Consider the following 19,446-nt stretch of genomic DNA (forward strand, 5'->3'; position numbering starts at 1 on the left):
TGGATGGTCCGCCCTTCAAGCTGATGTAGGAAGTCGGGGGTCGACTTTGAACCGGGAGTACGTCAGTGAGCGCCATGCCGATCGCCTTGCTGCTCATCACGGCCGCCACAGGCGCCGTGGGCGTCGCCGTGCTGCGCACGCTCATGGTGCTGCGCCGGCAGGTCGCGGCCCTTCACAAGGAGCTGGCCGTGAGCAACCGGGCCGCCGCGCAGGGCCGGGTGCCCGCCGCCCGTCGGCCCGCGGACGTCGACGAGATACGTGCCGCCGTGGCCGAGGCGCTCGCCGAGGAGCGTGAGCGCGAGCTGGCCGAGGCGCGGGCGTTCTGGGCGGCCCAGGAGGCCCGTGACGCCTCCGACGCGCCCACGCTGCTCGGTCTGCCGGACAGCGAGCTGTTCCTGCCCCGCCAGGCCGATCTCGTGGGCCTGGAGCCGGTCGCCGAGCCCGGCGCCGATGCCGACGAGTTCGCCGGGGATTCCCCGGAGCTGGCCGCGGCCCGCCGCCGCCACCCCTCCCACCCGGACTTCGTCCCGGTCCAGTCACCGGTCGTGAACGACCACGAGCGCACGGTCGCCGCTCTGGAGGAGCTGGCCGTCTCCCGCGTGGAGCTGACCGATGTCCGCCCCGGCCCGCTGGGCACCCTCGACGTCTATGTCTTCGCCGACGGCACGACCCTCTGCATGACCCCGGGCCACCGCGAAACCGCGGAACGCCTCGCCGCGGCGCTGCGCACCGGCCAGACCCCGGTCCTCCTGGGCGGCTCCGGCATCTCGGGCGCGTACACCCTGACCTTCGCCTGCGGCGAGGAAAAGATCTACATCCTGGCGGACAGGGTCATAGCAAGCGTGTAATGGCGTTCCGGTGGAGACGCCGGGCTACTGCACTGCCGTCAGGGGCGCGGGGAACTGCGCGCCCAGCCCCCACGCACCCGCACCCGCCGAACGCCCCTACACCCCCGCCCTCTTCTGCGCCTCCTCCACCAAGCTCACCGCCTCCACAACCTCCCCCGCGTCCGTCAGCACGAGCGCCAGATCATGCGCGGCAACGGTGACTTGATCAGCCGCGGCGAACATCCCCGCATCCGGCATCTCCAAAGGCTCCGCCCCCGGTGACTCCACCAGCTGCGCCCGCCGCGCAAACTCCCGGGCCAGCCCCAGAGCCTCAGCGGCAGCACCCCGCTGCAGCCGGCTCTGCGGAGCGGCCCTCAAACGATCGGCGAAGTGATCCACCGCACGGGTCAGAGGCGTCGTATCAACCACGCCCCAAACCTATGCGCAGCACCGGGACTGTTGCCAATACGCCAACGCTCAGGCACCGTGACGTGAAGGACCGGCTTATATCCCCTTTGCGTCCGGAGGCGCCGATGTCCCACGTCCTCTCCGAGGAGACCCATCGCAACATGCTCGCCCGCATCCCCCATTGCACCGGTCGTGAAGTGTCCGACTGGCTGCGCACCGTCGACGAAGGCCCCGCCCTCTTCCGCTTCGAGGAGAAGGTCAGCTGGCTCCGGCACGAACACAACCTCGCGTACGGCCACGCGAAAGCGATCATCCATGAGTACGACCTGAGGAGGGCGGCGCGCAAACTGCTCTAGGCGCGCGCACCACGGACATGGCGAAGGGCCCCGGAGTGACCCCGGGGCCCTTCTGCGCAGCGGGCGCTGCGGAAAGCCGTGCGGCTAGTCGTTGCTGTTGAGGATCGCGATGATCCTCAGGAACTCGACGTAGATCCACACCAGCGTCATCGTGAGGCCGAAGGCCGCCAGCCAGCTCTCCTCGCGCGGGGCGCCGTAGGCGATGCCGTCCTCGACCTGCTTGAAGTCGAGGGCGAGGAAGCACGCCCCGAGCAGGATGCCGATGATGCCGAAGATGACGCCGAGCGCGCCGCTGCGGAAGCCGAGGCCGTCACCGCCGCCGAACACGGCGAACAGCAGGTTCACCGTCATCAGCAGGATGAAGCCGAGCGCGGCCGCCATCACGAAGCCGTAGAAGCGGCGGTTGACGCGGATCCAGCCCGCCTTGTAGGCCACCAGCACACCGGCGGAGACCGCCATCGTGCCGAGCACCGCCTGCATGGCCGCACCGCTGGCGATGCGGTTGTCGACGATGCTGGAGAGGACACCGAGGAAGACACCCTCGAAGGCCGCGTACGTCAGGATCAGCGGCGGCGAGGCCTTGCGCTTGAACGACTGCACGAACGCCAGGACCATGCCGATCAGCGCGGCGCCGATGCCGATGCCGTAGGAGCGGCCGATGTTGGCGTCGTCGACGGGCAGCAGCGCCCAGGCGACCGCGGCCGCGAGGACCAGGACGCCGAGGGTGGACGCGGTCCGCAGGACGACGTCGTCCATCGTCATCCGGCCGGTGGTGACCGGGGCCTGCGGCGGCGCGCCCTGCTGGAGGTCCTGCTGGGCGTAAGGGTTCTGCGCGTAGGGGTTCTGCGCGTAGGGGTTGCCGGACGGCTGGGCGTAAGGATCGCCCTGCGCGTACGGGTTGCCCTGCTGCGTGCCGACAGCGGGGCCCCCGGCCTGCGGCGCGGCGTTGAAGCCCGCGTAGCCGTTGTCGCGGCTGAACCCCCGTCGCGAGAAGACCGGGTTCTTGCTCCTCATTTCACTCCTCCATGGCCACACTGCGCGGCCTTGGCTCAAGAGTAATAGGTAGGCAAAGGATTGACCCTAGTGCTTGGGGAGGATCTTTCCCTCGTCGTGCTGCGCAACACGCTACGCGGCTCCTTGATTCCCGGCTGCGGAGGGGGCCATTCATGACCAACCTGCGACACGTCCGGAACCAGCCGGAGATCATCTCCTTACGCCACCCGTACGTCACCCGAACGGGAACCCCGTGCACGCCTCCCCCAGACCGGTCCCGGCGGCCCGGGACGCAGCTGTTCGCTCGGTGAAAATTACTTCACTACTCTCCGTGACTCCGACCACACACGCCCGCTGTCAACGAACGTGTCGTGAAGTCTTCAATGGACGGTGCAGGGAAACGGGCCGCGATGTGCGGCCCGAGAGCATCGGAAGTGCCCGGAGCCGGACTTGAACCGGCACGCCCGCGAAGGGGCAGCGAGGTTTAAGCTCGCCGTGTCTGCATTCCACCATCCGGGCAGGCCATGGGCTCCGCTTCGAGTTCCGAGCCTATCGGGATACATCCCCCGAACAGCGGGCGGGCGGACCGATGTTGTCTTATTTTATTGAGGTCTGAGGGAGCATCAGCCCACGCAACGGCCCATCCACACTTGCCAATAGCGTTACGCGCTGCGCCCGGCCACGCATGCGGAATGACGGAATTTCACCGTCCGAACGAGGACGCTCCACCCGTTCTCGACATGACCCACCCTTCCGGGCGAACGTCATCCCCAGGTATGACACGGCACCTGACGGTCCGACCGGAGTCTGCCTTCGGAACCGGAACAGCGGCTGACTACACGGCTCCGGTCGGCGACCACGATGGACAACGTTCCCGACATCGTCGTCCCGACAGGAGCCCCTTCTCGTGACCACCGCATCCATCGCCGGCCGGACCACCGCCGTGGCCGCGCGCGCCACGGATCTGTCGAAGATCTACGGACAGGGCGAGACCCAGGTGGTCGCGCTCGACCGGGTCTCCGCCGAGTTCCGGCAGGCCGAGTTCACCGCCATCATGGGCCCGTCCGGGTCCGGCAAGTCCACGTTGATGCACTGCGTGGCCGGCCTGGACACCTTCTCCTCCGGTTCGGTGCGCATCGGTGACACCGAGCTGGGCTCTCTCAAGGACAAGCAGCTCACCAAGCTGCGCCGGGACAAGATCGGCTTCATCTTCCAGGCGTTCAACCTGCTGCCGACGCTGACGGCCCTGGAGAACATCACCCTTCCGATGGACATCGCGGGCCGCAAGGCCGACAAGCAGTGGCTGGACACCGTGATCAGGATGGTGGGCCTCGCCGACCGGCTCGGCCACCGGCCCTCCCAGCTCTCCGGCGGCCAGCAGCAGCGTGTCGCCGTGGCCCGCGCCCTCGCCTCCAAGCCCGACATCATCTTCGGCGACGAGCCGACCGGAAACCTCGACTCGCGCTCCGGCGCCGAGGTCCTGGGCTTCCTGCGCAACTCCGTACGGGAGTTGGGGCAGACGGTGGTCATGGTGACCCACGACCCGGTGGCGGCGGCCTACGCCGACCGGGTGGTGTTCCTCGCGGACGGCCGCATCGTCGACGAGATGCACGGGCCGACGGCCGACTCGGTCCTGGACCGCATGAAGCGGTTCGACGCCAAGGGCCGCACCAGCTGACGTCCCCTCACCCTCGTACGTCTGGACAGAGACAACCCATGTTCCGTACCGCCTTGCGCACCGTACTCGCGCACAAGGCCAGGCTCCTGATGACCGTGCTCGCCGTGATGCTCGGCGTGGCGTTCGTGTCGGGGACCCTGGTCTTCACCAACACCCTCTCGGACGCCTTCCAGAAGAGCTCCGCCAAGGGCTTCGACCAGGTCGACGTCGCCGTGACAGCCAGTGTCCCGCAGGACGAGGGCAACCGGATCAACAAGACCCCCGACCTCACCCCGGCGCTGCTCGACAAGAGCGCGAAGGTTCCGGGCGCCGCGTCCGCCGTCGGCGTCGTCAGCGGCTTCACCGCCATCGCCGACAAGGACGGCAAGCTCATCGGCGGCGGCTTCCAGTCGCAGGGCGGCAACTACTGGGGCGCCGAGGACACCCGGTACCCGCTCGTCGACGGGCACGCCCCGCGCGGCACCGGCGAGGTGCTCATCGACTCCGAAACCGCCCGGCGCGCCGGATACAAGGTCGGTGACACCGTGCGGATCTCGGTGGACGGCCCGGTTCTCACCCCGGAGATCACCGGCATCTTCACCACCGACGACGGCAATGTCGCCGCCGGCGGCAGCCTCGCCCTCTTCGACACGGCGAGCGCCCAGAAGCTGTTCGGCAAGCCGGGCACGTACGACGAGATCGACGTGAAGGCGAAGGCGGGCACCAGCCAGGCCGCACTGAAGGCCGGGCTGGACCAGGCCCTGCCGAGGGGCCTCACCGAGACCACCACCGGCGAGCAGCTCGCCGCCGACCAGGCGGAGGCGATCTCCTCCCAGATGTCCGGCCTGAAGCAGGGCCTGCTGGTCTTCGCCGGCATCGCGCTCTTCGTCGGCACGTTCATCATCGCCAACACCTTCACCATGCTGGTCGCCCAGCGCACCAAGGAGCTGGCGCTGCTGCGCGCGGTCGGCGCCTCCCGCAGGCAGGTCACGCGGTCGGTGCTCGTCGAGGCGTTCGTGGTCGGCGCGGTGGCCGCCGTGGCCGGACTGGTCGCGGGCATCGGCATCGGCGCCGGACTGCGCGCGCTGATGGGCTCGCTGGGCGCCACGGTCCCGGACGGACCGCTGGTGATCTCCCCCGGCACGGTCGGCTCGACCCTCGCGGTCGGCGTCCTCATCACCATGCTCGCCGCCTGGCTGCCGGGCCGCCGGGCCGCGAAGATCCCGCCGGTCGCGGCGATGAGCAGCGTGCACGCCCGGGCCACCACCAAGTCGCTGGTGCTGCGCAACACGCTGGGCGCGCTGTTCTCGGCGACGGGCGTCGCCGTCGTTCTGGCCGCCACCTCGATGGACGGCTCGGACGGCCAGGCGCCCATGGGGCTCGGCGCGGTGCTGCTGATCATCGGCGTGTTCATCCTGACGCCGCTGCTGTCGCGCCCGCTGATCGCGGCCGCGGCGCCGGTGCTGCGGGTGTTCGGCGTCTCGGGCAAGCTGGCCCGCCAGAACTCGGTCCGCAATCCGCGCCGTACGGCCGCCACCGCCTCGGCGCTGATGATCGGCCTCACCCTCATCACCGGTATGACGGTGATGGCGGGCAGCCTGCAGAAGTCCATCGACAAGATGGCGGCCTCGGCGATCAGGGCCGACTACGTGGTGTCCATGGCGAACGGCAACGAGCTCTCGCCGGACGTCGAGAAGAAGCTGAAGGCCGTCGACGGCGTCACCGCGACCAGCCCGCTGCGCAACGCGCCCGCCCGCATCGACGGCTCGACCGAGTCCCTGACGGGCGTCAACGGCCGCGCGATCGGCGAGCTGACCGACCTGAAGGTCGACGACGGTTCCTTCAAGGTCTCCGGCTCGCAGGTGGTGGTCGACGGCGACACCGCCAAGTACCGTGGCTGGAAGGCCGGTTCGGACTTCACCGTCTATTACGAGGACGGCAAGAAGCAGCGGATGAGCGTCGCCGGTGTCTACGAGGGCAACGACATGCTCTCCGGCATCCTCCTCGACAGCACGGTGCTCACCCCGCACCAGACGGACCCGGCCGACATGCGGGTCATGGTGAAGACGGCCGACGGCGCGACCGACGCCGTCAAGGACCGACTGGAGAAGGCCCTCGGCTCCAACCCGGCCGTCAAGGTCCAGGACAAGAAGGACGTCTCCAACGAGATCGCGCAGATGTTCACGCTGATGCTGAACATGGTCTACGGCCTGCTGGCGATGGCGGTGATCGTCGCGGTCCTCGGCGTGATCAACACTCTGGCCATGTCGGTTTTCGAACGCTCGCAGGAGATCGGCATGCTGCGCGCGATCGGCCTGGACCGCAAGGGCACCAAGCGGATGGTCCGGCTGGAGTCCCTGGTCATCTCGCTGTTCGGCGGGGTCCTCGGCATCGGCCTGGGCGTGTTCTTCGGCTGGGCGGCGGGTGAGCTGCTGGGCACGAAGATGGCGACGTACGAACTGGTCCTGCCGTGGGCGAGGCTGTCCCTCTTCCTGCTGCTGGCGGCGACGGTGGGCGTCCTGGCAGCACTGTGGCCGGCCCGCCGGGCGGCCCGCCTGAACATGCTGACGGCCATCAAGTCGGAGTAGCCGTACGGCTGCGGGGCCCCGTTCCTCCTCGGGGGAACGGGGCCCCGGTTTGTACGCCGGGGCGGGTCCGGACGCGTCCTCGCCCGGCAGGCACGCTCCCCGGGCTCGGTCTAGTTCCAGGTACGCGCCCGCAGCGGCATCCCCGACGTGCCGGAGGTGGGCGTGCGGATCGCCAGTACCTGGTTGACGCCGATGCGGTTGCGTTCGAAGGCGAGCGCGGAGGCGGCCATGTACAGCCGCCAGACACGGGCACGGCCGGGGCTGGTCAGCCGCACGGCCCGGGCCCAGCCCGCCTCCAGGTTGGCGACCCAGCGGCGCAGGGTGAGCGCGTAGTGCTCGCGGATCGACTCGAGGTCGCGCACCTCGAAACCGGCGCGCTCCAGCTGGGCGACGGTGGCGCCGACGGGAGCGAGCTCACCGTCGGGGAACACATAGGCGTCGATGAACTCGTCGACGCTGTACGCCGACTCGTCCCGCCGCGGGCGACGGCCGATCTGGTGGTTGAGCAGCCGGCCGCCGGGTTTGAGGAGCCGGAAGAGGTCTTCCGCGTACTCCAGGTACCGCTTGCTGCCGACGTGCTCGGCCATGCCGATGGAGGAGATCGCGTCGTAGGGGCCGTCGGCGACATCGCGGTAGTCCTGCACGCGGATCTCGACCCGGTCGGTCAGCCCCTCGTCGGCGACGCGCTTACGGGCGTAGGCCGCCTGCTCGTGGGAGAGGGTGATGCCGACGACGCTCACCCCGTGCTCGCGGGCGGCGTGGATGGCCATGGACCCCCACCCGCAGCCGACGTCCAGCAGTCGCTGACCGTGCGTCAGGGCGAGCTTGCGGCAGACGAGCTCCAGCTTGTCGCGCTGGGCGGTCTCCAGGGTGCTGTCGGGTTCGGGGGCCGGCCAGTAGGCGCAGGAGTACACCATGGACGGCCCGAGGACGATCTCGTAGAAGTCGTTGCCGACGTCGTAGTGGTGGCTGATGGCGCGTTTGTCGCTGCGCCTGGTGTGCAGATGGCCGCGCCTGCGCACCTCCTCCCGGGGCGGAGCGGGCGGCAGCGGGGGCCCGGCGAACCTCACGAGCCCGCGCAGGGCGGCCCGTACCTCGGGATCGCGCAGCGCCTGGAGCAGACTCCTGGCGTCCTCCCCGCGCTCCCACACCAGCCCGGCCACCAGGTCGAGGGCGGTGTAGAGGTCGCCCTCGATCTCCAGGTCCCCCGCGACCCAGGCCCGGGCCAGGCCCAGCTCGCCGGGCCGCCACAGCAGGCGGCGTACGGCGCGGCGATTGTGCACGACCAGCGCGGGTGCGTGGGGCGGTCCCGCCTGCGAACCGTCCCAGGCGCGGATGCGCAACGGGAGTGGGGCTCCCAGCAGCTGTTCGACGAGGTCCTTCAGCCGCAGCGCGGCGTCTGCCATGGCGTACACCTCCGTGACGAGCGATCCCGGAACGTCAGACACCACGTAAACACCTGCGGGGCCGCATGGCAGTCCCCCATGAGCGTTACGGCTGGGGAAACCCCGCGCTCACCCCACGAACGGCCGCACGTACGACGAAGGACCTCCCGCACCACGGATGGCGGGAGGTCCTTCGGTTGGCTCGGTGACCGGAGGTCAGGAGGCCTTGGCCTGCTCGGCCTTCGGCTTCTCGGCGGCCCTGGCCGCGGCCGGGACCGGCGCGGGCTTGGCAGCCTCGTAGAACTCCTCGCGCGGGGACTCCAGCGCGCCGAGCGCCACGACCTCGCGCTTGAGGAACATGCCGAGCGTCCAGTCGGCGAAGACGCGGATCTTGCGGTTCCAGGTCGGCATGGCCAGACCGTGGTAGCCACGGTGCATGTACCAGGCCAGACGGCCGCGCAGCTTGATCTTCATCTTGCCCATGACGATCATCGCGACGCCCTTGTGGAGGCCCAGGCCCGCGACGGCGCCCTTGTTGCCGTGCGCGTAGTCCTTCTGCGGGAAGCCCCGCAGACCGGAGATCACGTTGTCGCCGAGGACGCGCGCCTGCCGCAGCGCGTGCTGCGCGTTCGGCGGGCACCAGGCGTTCTCGTTGCCCGCCTTGCGGCCGACGAGGTCGGGCACCTGGGCGTTGTCGCCGGCGGCCCAGATGTAGTCCGTGCCCTTGACCTGGAGCGTGGGCTCGCAGTCGATGTGGCCGCGGGGGCCGAGGGGCAGGCCGTAGCGGGAGAGGACCGGGTTCGGCTTGACGCCCGCGGTCCAGACGATCGTGTCGGAGTCGACCTCGAGTCCGTTCTTCAGCACGACGTGGCCGTCGACGCAGGAGTCCATCGAGGTGGAGAGGTAGATCTCGACGCCGCGGCTCTCCAGGTGCTCCTTGCCGTACTGGCCGAGCTTGGGGCCGACCTCGGGAAGGATCTTGTCGGCGGCGTCGACGAGGATGAAGCGCATGTCGTCGCGGGACACGTTGGTGTAGTACTTGGCCGCGTCGCGGGCCAGGTCCTCGACCTCACCGATGGTCTCGGCACCGGCGAAGCCGCCGCCGACGAACACGAAGGTGAGTGCCTTGCGGCGGATCTCCTCGTCGGTCGTGGAGTCGGCCTTGTCGAGCTGCTCGAGAACGTGGTTGCGCAGGCCGATGGCCTCCTCGATGCCCTTCATACCGATGCCCTGCTCGGCGAGGCCGGGGATCGGGAAGGTGCGGGAGACGGCGCCGAGCGCGACGACGAGGTAGTCGAAGGGCAGCTCGTACGCCTCGCCGACCAGCGGGGCTACGCGCGCGACCTTGCGGTCCTGGTCGATGGTGGTGACCCGGCCGGTGAGAACCTCCGCCTTGGGCAGCACGCGTCGCAGCGGGACGACGACGTGGCGCGGGGAGATGTTGCCGGCTGCGGTTTCGGGGAGGAAGGGCTGGTAGGTCATGTACGACCGGGGGTCGACGACCGTGACGGTCGCCTCGCCGTAGCGCATCTTCTTCAGGATGCGCCGAGCTGCGTACAGGCCTACGTACCCACCGCCTACTACGAGGATCCTGGGACGCTCCGTGGTGCTCATGCCATCGAGTATCCACCTGGCCCTGGGGGGTCGCTCGTGCGCCCCTTCACAAGCTTGGGCAGGGCCTGTGTTATCCTCCGCGGCCCACGTGATCCACGTCATGGCGACAAGCGGGATCTGGCATATGGGCGGACAGTTGTCCATGCCGCGTGAGCTGCCTCTCCGTGCCCTTGACCCTGCCGTGAGCCCTCCGGAACGGCCGTGTGCGACCCCCTTCCGAAGCCCGCCCGGAACGCCCTCTTGAACACGTTCACACAAGCGCCGATGCCCCGGAAGGGCCAACCGGACCCCTTCCGCCCCTCTCCAGGGCCGAATTCCTTGTGAAGAACTTCACGAACTTTTCCGGCGGGGTGTCCCCGAGGGGCGTTCCGGTGCCCCTCGGGGCGCGCTCACACGCTATCCGACCTGCTCAGTCGAGAGCTACTAGCCGGTAGTGAAGGAGACCCAGGCCACCCCGACCCGGCCGGCTACGCCACCGACCACGCGATCCCGTCGAGGATGTCGTGCTCGCTGACGACGACCTCCTCGGCCCCGGTCCGCTCCATGATCGAGAGCAGTACGAGAGCCCCGGCGGCGATCACGTCGACGCGCCCCGGGTGCATGGAGGGGACGGCCGCGCGCTCGGCGTGGGTGGAGCGCAGCAGCCACTCGGTGATCTCGCGCACCTGGTCGCGGGAGACACGGGAGTGATGGATGGCCGCCGAGTCGTACTCGGGCAGGTCCTGCGCGATCGCCGACACGGTCGTCACCGACCCGGCCAGACCCACCAGCGTGCGCGCCTCGCGCAGGGGGACCGTCTCCTCCACGAGGTCGAGGGCCGTCTCGATGCCGGCGCGCATCGCCGCGATCTGCTCCTCGGCGGGCGGGTCGGCGACGGCCCCGTCGCGGACGAGGTGCCGCTCGGTCATCCGTACGCAGCCGACGTCGACGGAGCGGGCCGCCCGCACATGCTCCTCGCCGACGACGAACTCGGTCGAGCCGCCGCCGATGTCCACCACCAGGTAGGGCGTGGCGAGGTCGTCGCGCCCCGTCAGCTCCTTCGTGGCACCGGTGAAGGAGAACTCGGCCTCCTGCTCACCGGAGATGACCTCGGGCTCGACGCCGAGGATGTCCATGACGCCGCGCACGAACTCGTCACGGTTCGAGGCGTCCCGCGAGGCGGACGTGGCCACGAACCGCACCTTCCCGGCGCCCAGTTCGCGGATCACACGCGCGTACTCCCGGCACGCGGCGAAGGTCCGCTCCAGCGCCTCGGGAGCCAGCCGGCCGGTCCGGTCGACGTCCTGGCCGAGCCGCACGATGGTCATGCGCCGGTCGAGTTCGCGCAGCTCACCGGTGGCCGGGTCGACGTCGGCCACCAGCAGCCGGATGGAGTTCGTCCCGCAGTCGACGGCGGCGACCCGGCTGAAACCGGCGGGCACCTGGGGGGCCTGCACGAAGGAACCGGTGCGCACCTCGGCGGGGTCGGAGACCGCGCCCTCCTCACCGGGGTGCTCGTCCGCCGGGTCGGGCGCCGCGAGCGGCTGCACGCACGGTCCCTTGCGCCACCACTCCGGCAGCATCGCGAGCGCCTCGTCGCCCAGCGGGTTCACGCCGGGACCCGCGGCGAGCGAGTGCCCCACCAGGACGTGCAGGCACTTCACCCGGTCCGGCATGCCGCCGGCGCTCGGGAAACCCTCCAGGACCTCGATGGCGTCCCGGCGGGCGATGTAGTCCTCGTGGGCGGCGCGATAGGCGGCGGCGAGCTCCGGATCGGTCTGCAGCCGCTCCGTCATCTCCTTCATCACGCCGTTCGCCTCCAGCGTGCCGATCGCCGAAGCCGCGCGCGGGCACGTCAGGTAGTACGTCGTCGGGAAGGGCGTGCCGTCGGGGAGGCGGGGGGCCGTCTCCACGACGTCCGGCTGCCCGCACGGGCAGCGGTGCGCGATGGCGCGCAGCCCGCGCGGCGGACGCCCGAGCTGCTGCTTGAAGGCCTCGACGTCCGCGTCGGTGGGCTCGGTGCGCGGGGTGGTCGGCGGGGGCGTTTCCATGCCTGTCTTTCTCTTCGGTTCACTGGTCGGAGGCGTCGGACGTGTCGACCCCGTCCCAGACGTTCGAGTACCAGGGGCGGTCGGCCGCCCCCAGGTCTGCGCGCGACGTCCGGGCCGCGTCGGGGTCGATGACGATGTAACCCGTCTCCCCCGGCATCACATGGTGCAGCCGCTGCCGGATCTGCTGCTCGGCGTACGCGTCGTCCTGCCAGCGTGCCTTGAGGTCGCGCAGCCGCTCGACCCGCTCACTGGCCTGTTCCTTCTCCCGCTCCATGTCGGCGATCTCGGCGCGCTGGGAGACGTACTGCCTCATCGGATAGGCCAGGGCCACGATCAGGGTGCACAGGACGAGGGCGAGCAGCGCCGCGCGGCCGGTCAGCCGGGAGCGGCGGGCCTGCCGCCGGGTCTGGGAGCGGTAGACACGGGCGGCCGTCTGCTCGCCGAGCAGCCGGATCCTCGTCGTGGTGGAGAAACGGTCCCGGTCCTTCCCGGCCATGTCGCCGCCTCCCCTTCATACGTGCGTACGTCCCCGCACACGGTACGGGACCGAGTACGGGGACGTACGTACGACTGGCTAAGGCTTGACCCTGCGGAAGGTCAGCCCTTGAAGCGCGGGAACGCGCTGCGCCCGGCGTACACCGCGGCGTCGTCGAGGATCTCCTCAATGCGCAGCAGCTGGTTGTACTTGGCGACGCGCTCGGAGCGGGCCGGGGCGCCGGTCTTGATCTGGCCGCAGTTGGTGGCGACGGCGAGGTCGGCGATGGTGACGTCCTCGGTCTCGCCGGAGCGGTGGGACATCATGCACTTGAAGCCGTTGCGCTGGGCCAGCTCGACGGCGTCCAGGGTCTCGGTGAGGGAGCCGATCTGGTTCACCTTCACCAGCAGGGCGTTGGCGGTGCCCTCCTCGATGCCGCGGGCGAGCCGCTCGGGGTTGGTGACGAACAGGTCGTCGCCGACGAGCTGGACCTTGTCGCCGAGCTTGTCGGTGATGATCTTCCAGCCGGCCCAGTCGTCCTCGAACAGCGGGTCCTCGATGGAGACGAGCGGGTAGGCCGCGACGAGCTCCTCGTAGTACTCCGTCATCTCGGCGGCGGAGCGCGCCTTGCCCTCGAAGAGGTACGTGCCGTCCTTGTAGAACTCGGAGGCGGCGACATCGAGGGCGAGGGCGATCTGCTCGCCGGGGGTGTAGCCGGCTTCCTTGATGGCCTCGAGGATGAGGTCGAGGGCCTCACGGTTGGAGCCGAGGTTCGGGGCGAAGCCGCCCTCGTCACCGAGGCCGGTGGACAGGCCGCGGCCCTTCAGCACCTTCTTGAGGGTGTGGTAGACCTCGGTGCCCCAGCGCAGCGCCTCGGAGAAGGTCTCCGCGCCGATCGGGGCGATCATGAACTCCTGGATGTCCACGTTGGAGTCGGCGTGCGAGCCGCCGTTCAGGATGTTCATCATCGGCACCGGCAGCAGGTGCGCGTTCGGGCCGCCCAGGTAGCGGAAGAGCGGGAGGTCGCTGGCCTCGGAGGCGGCGTGGGCGACGGCGAGGGAGACGCCGAGGATGGCGTTGGCGCCCAGGGAGCCCTTGTTGTCGGTGGCGTCCAGGTCGAACATGGCCTGGTCGATCAGGCGCTGCTCGGTGGCGTCGTAGCCGACCAGCTCCGGGCCGATCTGCTCGATCACGGCGAGGACGGCCTTCTCGACACCCTTGCCCTGGTAGCGGTTGGGGTCGCCGTCGCGGAGCTCGATGGCCTCGAAGGCGCCCGTGGAGGCGCCGGACGGGACGGCGGCACGACCGGTGCTGCCGTCGTCGAGGCCGACCTCGACCTCGACCGTGGGGTTGCCTCGGGAGTCCAGGATTTCCCGGGCTACGACGACGTCGATGGACGGCACGAGCATCTCCTTCTTGGGATGTGACGCGGGGTACGCCGGGCCCGTGGCCCGGTGTGTGCAGCACCGCTGTGGCTCTGCGAGACGAGCCTAACCGCCTCCGGCCGATCGGCCAGCCGGTCGGCCACGTCGTGGACAGAACCGAGAGTAAATTGTTTCCGAATGGAACAAAGACATCAGGACAAGGCCGGGACAAAAAAGCCCCGCCCCGGTGCGTACGGGGGAACACGCACCGGAGCGGGAGTCTGTGGGGAGGGTCGAGCTACGAGCCGGCTGTCACTTCAGGTGCAGCTGCTGACCCGGGTAGATCAGGTCGGCGTCCTGGACGATGTCCTTGTTCAGCTGGAACAGCTTCTGCCAGCCGCCCTTGACCTTGTGCTTCTCGGCGATCGTGCTGAGGGTGTCGCCCTTGACGACCTTGTACTCGCCGTCGCCCTTCTTGACCTTCTTGCCGGTCGGCGTGGTGACGGTCTTCTGGGCGGCCGGGCGCTCGGCGGAGCGGGAGGCCTTCTCCTCCGTGGTCGAGCGGGTGCTGGTGCCGGTGCCGGTGCTCTGGCTCTGCGAGGAGCCGGTCGACGAGGAACCGGCGCCGCCGCTGTACGGGGTGCTCGACAGGCCCGTGCCGCAGACCGGCCAGGCGCCCTTGCCCTGGCCCGCGAGGACCTTCTCGCCGATGGCGATCTGCTGCTCCTTGGTGGCCTGGTCGGCGGTGGCGGCGTACTGCGTGCCGCCGTACGCGGCCCAGGTGGAGGCGGAGAACTGCAGACCGCCGTAGTAGCCGTTGCCGGTGTTGATGGACCAGTTGCCGCCGGACTCGCACTGGGCGACGGCGTCCCACTCGGAGGAGGTGGCCGCGGAGGCGGTGCCGGAGGCCATCAGCGGGGCGGCGACAGCGGCGCCGGCGACACCGGCGATCGCGATGACGCGGCTGGAGCGCTGGATGGCGGTCGGACGGCGGTGCTTGCCCTTGCCGGAAAACAGCATGGTTGATCCCCTCACCGACGCCTGCGAGGTGAGCTGTCGGGTTCGGGCCGGTTGAGTTGCCCGGCCGTGGCACGCACTGTTCGTGCGCGGCACGGCTTCACCCCAAGCCGGATCCAGCTGAACCGCTGGGCCCGGCACTTACCTTGGGTCCCCCGCTCCTGCCCACGGCGCTCGACGCGACGACTGTTCCCGTACGGCCGCTGGCAGGATTCGGCGTTGCGACAGCCGGGGCTCGCATTGGCGAGCGGTCATGACCGTAGGCACGCGATCCGGGGAATTTCAAAGACGATCAGGGCTTCTGAGACTCATCCCACACTTTCGCCAAACCAGACATTTCAACACGAAGCGTGAGCGAACTCCCGCTGCTTTTCGCCCTATTCGGCACCGACTACGAGGGTCTGACCGGGGACGATACGACCGGGGTCGGGGCCGATCTCCTGCTCGTTCAGGGCGTAGAGCCCGCGCCATCCCCCGTCGAGGTCAAGGGAGTCGGCGATGGACACGAGGGTGTCCCCGAGGCGGACGGTGTACGCGTCACCGGAGGCGTCGCCCGCCCCGCCGTCCCCGCGGGCGGCGTGACGGCCGGAGGAGGAGTCGCTGTCGCTCTCGCCGGCGGCCTCGTCCGCCGTGTCACCGCGGTGCCGGCCGGTACCGAGGGATCCGGTGTCGACCAGACCGGAATAGCCCTCACCCTGCCCGAAGTTGTCCGACTCATCACGCTTTGCCGAGTCGGCGGGCATGCTGTCGGAGTCCTGCGTGTCGTCGCCATCGACACCGGAGCCGGAAGCGGAATCGAATTCGGATGACGGATCGGACTTGTCGGACTCGCCCTTTTCGTTGCCCTTTCCGCGCCCCCCCTCCTTCGATGACTTGCCATGAGAGGGCGACTCGGCCGAGGGAGAGGATGATTCGGAAGAGTCGGACAAGTCGGTCGAATCCGACGGATTGGATGACCTCGACGAATCCGATGAACCCTGCGAGTTCGAATCGCCGTCGTCCGCCGTGCCGGTGTCGACGTCGGCCGAGTCGGAGTCCTCGTCGAGCCCGGCGATCAGACCGCAGGTCGGCCAGGCCTTGATGCCCTGGTCGTCGAGCATCTCCTCGGCGACGGCTATCTGCTGGGAGCGGCTGGCCTGGTCGGGGAAGGAGGCGTAGGCAAGACCGCCGTACTTCTCCCAGTTCGCCTGGGATATCTGGAGACCGCCGTAGTACCCGTTGCCGCTGTTCTCGCTCCAGGAGCCACCGCTCTCGCAGGTCGCGACCTGGTCCCAGGTGGTTCCGCTTGCCGCGCTCGCGCCGGTGGCGCCGAGGAGCGGGATTGCGACGGCGGAGCCGGTCACCCCGGCCGCAACGAGGAGAGCCGGAGCCTGACGGGGGCGACGGTGACGACCGTTCCCGGAGAGCATGCGGAAGCCTTTCGCAGACAGCGGGGACCAACGCGGTGCGCCTTGTGAGACGTCGCGTTGATGAGTGAACGTATCGGCAGACGATCGCTTGTCACAAGTTAATGCCGCGTAGATCACGCGTACATCACGGAGTTGAGTGCGTGTCACCTTTACGCAGGTGAGAGGGGTCATCCACGCGGCGTGAACTCGACGGGCAGCGTGCGCAGTCCACGCATGATGAGGCCGCCGCGCCACCGCAGTTCGGTCGAATCCACGGCGAGTTGCAGATCCGGGAGCCGGGTCAGGAGCGCGGCGAGAGCGGTCTGCCCCTCCAGCCGGGCCAGCGGCGCGCCGAGGCAGTAGTGGATGCCGTGGCCGTATCCGAGGTGCTGGTTGTCGCGCCGCCCGAGGTCGAGGACGTCGGGATCGGCGAACCGCTCCGGATCCCGGTCCGCGGCGGCCAGTACGACGAGGACGGGATCGCCCGCCGCGATGTCCTGCCCGCCGATGGTGAGCGGCCGGGTGGCGAACCGCCAGGTGGCGAGCTCTACGGGGCCGTCGTAGCGCAGGAGTTCCTCAACGCCCGTTTCCAGGAGCCCGCGTTCGCCGTCCGCGAGGGACTTCTCCAGACGGGCTCGCTGCTCGGGGTGCGTGAGCAGGGCGTACAGGCCGTTGCCGATCAGGTTCACGGTGGTCTCGAAACCCGCGAACAGGAGGATGAAGGCCATGGCCGCGGCCTCGTTCTCGGTGAGGTGCTCGCCGTGGTCGGAGGCCCGGATGAGGCCGGAGATGAGGTCCTCGCCGGGGCCGGGTTCGGCGGGCAGCGCCTCGCGTTTGCGGTGGATCAGCTCGGCCAGATAGCCCCGCATCTTCTTGACGGACCGCGCGACCCCGCCCCGCGGACCGCCCCCGTGACGGATCATCATGCCCGCCCAGTCCCGGAAGTCGTCCTGGTCCTCGCGGGGAACGCCGAGCAGGTCGCAGATGGCGTAGATGGGCAGCGGGAAGGCGAACTCATGGATGAGGTCGGTGCTGCCCCGGCCGGCGAACCGGTCGATGAGGCCGTCGGTGAGTTCCTGGACGCGGGGGGCGAACTCGGCGACCCGGCGGGGCGTGAAGGCCTTGCTGACCAGCCGGCGGAGCCTCGTGTGGTCCGGCGGATCGATGTTGAGGAGGTGGGTCATGAGCTCGGCCTTGCGCTCACCCGGGATACCGGTCTTGCCCTGGGCGTGGGCGGGCTCGTCGTGATGCGCCGGGTTCTTGCTGAGCCGCTGGTCGGCCAGGGCCTGCTTGGCGTCGGCGTGACGGGTGACCAGCCATGCCTCCACGCCGCTGGGCAGCCGGGTCCGGTGAACGGGGGCGTGCTCGCGCAGCCAGGCGTAGGCGGGGTAGGGGTCGGTGGCGAACTCCCAGGTGAAGAGGTCGGGGGCGGGCGGCTGGGCGGCGGGCTGGTCGGTCACTGCTCGACGGTATCCGGCGCTTCGGTGTCGGACGCCTCGGTGTCGGGCGCCTCGGTATCCGGAGCCTCGGTATCCGGCGCTTCGGTGTCCGGAGCCTCGGTGTCCGGTGTCCCGGTCCTTGGCGTACTTCCCTCGGCCGCGCGTACCGCGTCCCGGTAGGCCCGGGCCGCCGCGCGCAGCGCCGCCTCCGGGTCGGCGCCGTCCGACTCTGCGCGTATGGCCAGGGCGAGCAGTTCGTAGCCGATGCCCTCGCCGTTCGGAAGCGGTACTTCCAGTCCCGCCGTGCGGACCCGTGAGGCGAGTTTCGCCGCGAGGGCGAGGCCGGGCTGGCCGAGCGGGATGCCCTCGGTCACGGAGGTGCGCCGCTTCTCGACGGCCTTGGTGCGCAGCCAGTGCTCCTTGACCTCCTCGGGGGTGGTGGCGGTCTCGTCGCCGAAGACATGCGGGTGGCGGTGGATGAGCTTGGTGACGATGCCGCCGGCCACGTCGTCGATGGAGAAGGGGGCCTCGGGGTCCTCCTCGGCGATGCGGGCGTGGAAGACGACCTGGAGCAGGACGTCGCCCAGTTCCTCGCGCAGTTCGTCGCGGTCGCCCTCTTCGATCGCCTCGACGAGTTCGTACGCCTCCTCGATGCCGTACTTCGCCAGGCCCTTGTGGGTCTGCCGGGACGACCACGGGCACTCGGCGCGGATGCGGTCCATGACCTGGACGAGGTCGAGGAGGCGGGCGCCGGGCAGGTCGTAGGAGGCGGGGAGCAGCTCCAGCTCGGGCATGCGGACGCGGCCGGAGCCGGCGAGGCGGGCCAGACCGTCGGTCAGTGCGGGCTCACCCTCACCCGTGGCGACGACGACCACCGTCCGTCCGCCGGCGCAGACCCCTACCAGTTCCTCGGCGGTCGGGGACGCCTCGTCGACCGGTATCCCCGCCTCCCGCAGATAGGGCAGCTGCGGGTGCGTGCCGTGCGCGCACAGCACGCGGTCGGCGGCGTGCAGCGCCTGCCAGGCGGGCCAGGAGAGCAGTCCCGGCGCGACACGGTGGCTGGTGGTGAGCAGGACGATACGGCCGGGGGCGGCTTCGGGGCTGGTTGCGTTCACTCTCCGAACGTAACCCACACCACCGTCAGCTCCGCCGGTTATCCACAGGGCGGGCGATCAGGCCCGCCGTGCCGTCACGCCGTCTGCTCCGTGGCCGACGCCGTGACCTCCCGCACCCACGGTGTCTTCGCGTCGACGCGGCTGCTCTTCTCGACGTTCCAGCTGCCGTAGCGCGGGTTGAGGTCGACGTCCAGCTTCTGGGAGGCCTGGGACAGGGCCTCCCAGAAGGCGGTCTCCTGGGTGGTGGTGCCGAGCCGGGCGGCGAGTTTCTGGGCCTCCAGCTGGAGGCGGAGGTTGTCTTCGAGGCGCTGCGGCGGGATGTTGTACTGCTGCAGCCAGGCCGTCTCCAGCGCCTGGGAACCGCCGGCCTGCTGCTCCAGGCCGGTCCGCATCTGCTGGATCTCCTTGCGGGTGACGCTCACGCCCGCGTCCTGCGCGGCGCGGTGCAGCACGCGGTCGAGGACCATGCCGTGCAGGGTGTCGCGGGCGAGCGTGCCGGTCTTGGCGATGGCCTGCTCGTACTGGGCGTCGTCCGGCACCGCGGCGCGCTGGGCCTCGCGCACCTCGTTCACCCTGCTGTCCAGCTGGGCGATGGTGATGCGCTGGCCCCCGACGACGGCCGCCGCGCCGGGATGCGCGTCATTGCCGCAGGCGGTGAGCAGGGGTGCCGCGGCGGCGATCACGGCAGAGAGGACGAGCGCGGTGCGACGGCGGTGCAAGGAAGCCTCCCGAGGAGATTGTGCGACGGTGCACAAAGTCTTGCGGTGATCGATGGTAGGCAGTGACCAGG

General features: G+C 69.9%; 16 protein-coding genes, 1 tRNA gene, 1 pseudogene and 1 riboswitch. Of the genes and pseudogenes, 4 read left to right on the forward strand and 14 right to left on the reverse strand.

Annotated features, from left to right (window positions below; all coding sequences use genetic code 11):
• Positions 1-74 precede the first annotated feature (74 nt).
• Complete coding sequence (locus tag F7R91_RS23665) at positions 75-848, forward strand: hypothetical protein (RefSeq protein ID WP_191971607.1); 774 nt, start codon at positions 75-77, stop codon at positions 846-848.
• Between the two features lie 96 nt (positions 849-944).
• On the opposite strand, the gene F7R91_RS23670 is transcribed toward F7R91_RS23665, so the two are convergent.
• A complete protein-coding gene (locus tag F7R91_RS23670; RefSeq protein WP_191971600.1) occupies positions 945-1,256 on the reverse strand; it encodes a hypothetical protein in 312 nt (103 codons plus the stop codon).
• 104 nt (positions 1,257-1,360) lie between these two features.
• Between F7R91_RS23670 and F7R91_RS23675 the strand changes: the two genes are divergently transcribed.
• Entirely contained in the window at positions 1,361-1,591 is a 231-nt protein-coding gene (locus F7R91_RS23675) for a DUF4287 domain-containing protein (RefSeq protein WP_150951115.1), read from the forward strand.
• 84 nt (positions 1,592-1,675) lie between these two features.
• Here the strand turns inward: F7R91_RS23675 and F7R91_RS23680 are convergent, their stop codons facing one another.
• Together F7R91_RS23680 and F7R91_RS23685 are read right to left on the reverse strand one after the other, a co-directional pair.
• On the reverse strand, positions 1,676-2,605 hold the full coding sequence (locus tag F7R91_RS23680) for a Bax inhibitor-1/YccA family protein (protein WP_150951116.1): 930 nt from the start codon (positions 2,603-2,605) through the stop codon (positions 1,676-1,678).
• Between the two features lie 414 nt (positions 2,606-3,019).
• A tRNA-Leu gene (locus F7R91_RS23685) sits at positions 3,020-3,103 on the reverse strand.
• Between the two features lie 388 nt (positions 3,104-3,491).
• On the opposite strand from F7R91_RS23685, the gene F7R91_RS23695 reads away from it, so the two are divergent.
• Positions 3,492-4,262 carry an ABC transporter ATP-binding protein gene (locus F7R91_RS23695; RefSeq protein ID WP_150951117.1) on the forward strand — a complete coding sequence of 257 codons (771 nt, stop codon included), beginning with the start codon at positions 3,492-3,494 and terminating at the stop codon, positions 4,260-4,262.
• A gap of 38 nt (positions 4,263-4,300) precedes the next feature.
• Complete coding sequence (locus F7R91_RS23700) at positions 4,301-6,829, forward strand: ABC transporter permease (protein ID WP_150951118.1); 2,529 nt, start codon at positions 4,301-4,303, stop codon at positions 6,827-6,829.
• 110 nt (positions 6,830-6,939) lie between these two features.
• On the opposite strand, the gene F7R91_RS23705 is transcribed toward F7R91_RS23700, so the two are convergent.
• From F7R91_RS23705 to F7R91_RS23750, 11 genes and pseudogenes are all read right to left on the reverse strand, one after another.
• A complete protein-coding gene (locus tag F7R91_RS23705) occupies positions 6,940-8,235 on the reverse strand; it encodes an SAM-dependent methyltransferase (RefSeq protein WP_150951200.1) in 1,296 nt (431 codons plus the stop codon).
• Positions 8,236-8,430: 195 nt separating this feature from the next.
• Positions 8,431-9,828: an NAD(P)/FAD-dependent oxidoreductase gene (locus F7R91_RS23710; RefSeq protein WP_150951119.1), complete on the reverse strand. Its 1,398-nt coding sequence runs from the start codon at positions 9,826-9,828 to the stop codon at positions 8,431-8,433.
• Between the two features lie 467 nt (positions 9,829-10,295).
• Positions 10,296-11,249 (reverse strand): Ppx/GppA phosphatase family protein, encoded by a 954-nt coding sequence (locus F7R91_RS42880; RefSeq protein ID WP_225320760.1) that lies wholly within the window; start codon positions 11,247-11,249, stop codon positions 10,296-10,298.
• Between the two features lie 204 nt (positions 11,250-11,453).
• Positions 11,454-11,858 (reverse strand): annotated as a pseudogene (locus F7R91_RS42885) (DUF501 domain-containing protein); the annotation flags it as partial.
• Positions 11,859-11,877: 19 nt separating this feature from the next.
• Complete coding sequence (locus tag F7R91_RS23720) at positions 11,878-12,354, reverse strand: FtsB family cell division protein (protein WP_150951121.1); 477 nt, start codon at positions 12,352-12,354, stop codon at positions 11,878-11,880.
• Between the two features lie 101 nt (positions 12,355-12,455).
• Positions 12,456-13,742, reverse strand: coding sequence for a phosphopyruvate hydratase (gene eno, locus F7R91_RS23725; protein ID WP_150951122.1), 1,287 nt, complete (start codon positions 13,740-13,742; stop codon positions 12,456-12,458).
• Positions 13,743-14,009: 267 nt separating this feature from the next.
• On the reverse strand, positions 14,010-14,717 hold the full coding sequence (locus F7R91_RS23730) for a LysM peptidoglycan-binding domain-containing protein (RefSeq protein WP_150951123.1): 708 nt from the start codon (positions 14,715-14,717) through the stop codon (positions 14,010-14,012).
• A 3-nt stretch (positions 14,718-14,720) separates the two neighbouring features.
• Positions 14,721-14,897: riboswitch (cyclic di-AMP (ydaO/yuaA leader) on the reverse strand.
• Between the two features lie 194 nt (positions 14,898-15,091).
• A complete protein-coding gene (locus tag F7R91_RS23735; protein ID WP_150951124.1) occupies positions 15,092-16,123 on the reverse strand; it encodes a LysM peptidoglycan-binding domain-containing protein in 1,032 nt (343 codons plus the stop codon).
• Positions 16,124-16,290: 167 nt separating this feature from the next.
• Positions 16,291-17,562: a cytochrome P450 family protein gene (locus F7R91_RS23740; protein WP_150951125.1), complete on the reverse strand. Its 1,272-nt coding sequence runs from the start codon at positions 17,560-17,562 to the stop codon at positions 16,291-16,293.
• Positions 17,559-18,656, reverse strand: coding sequence for a nucleoside triphosphate pyrophosphohydrolase (locus F7R91_RS23745; RefSeq protein ID WP_225320752.1), 1,098 nt, complete (start codon positions 18,654-18,656; stop codon positions 17,559-17,561). The genes F7R91_RS23740 and F7R91_RS23745 overlap by 4 nt, the downstream gene beginning before the upstream one ends.
• A 74-nt stretch (positions 18,657-18,730) precedes the next feature.
• Complete coding sequence (locus F7R91_RS23750; protein ID WP_150951126.1) at positions 18,731-19,375, reverse strand: SurA N-terminal domain-containing protein; 645 nt, start codon at positions 19,373-19,375, stop codon at positions 18,731-18,733.
• Between the last annotated feature and the right edge of the window lie 71 nt (positions 19,376-19,446).

It is taken from the genome of Streptomyces luteolifulvus (assembly GCF_008806595.1).
In the GTDB taxonomy this organism is placed as follows: Bacteria; Actinomycetota; Actinomycetes; order Streptomycetales; family Streptomycetaceae; genus Streptomyces; species Streptomyces luteolifulvus.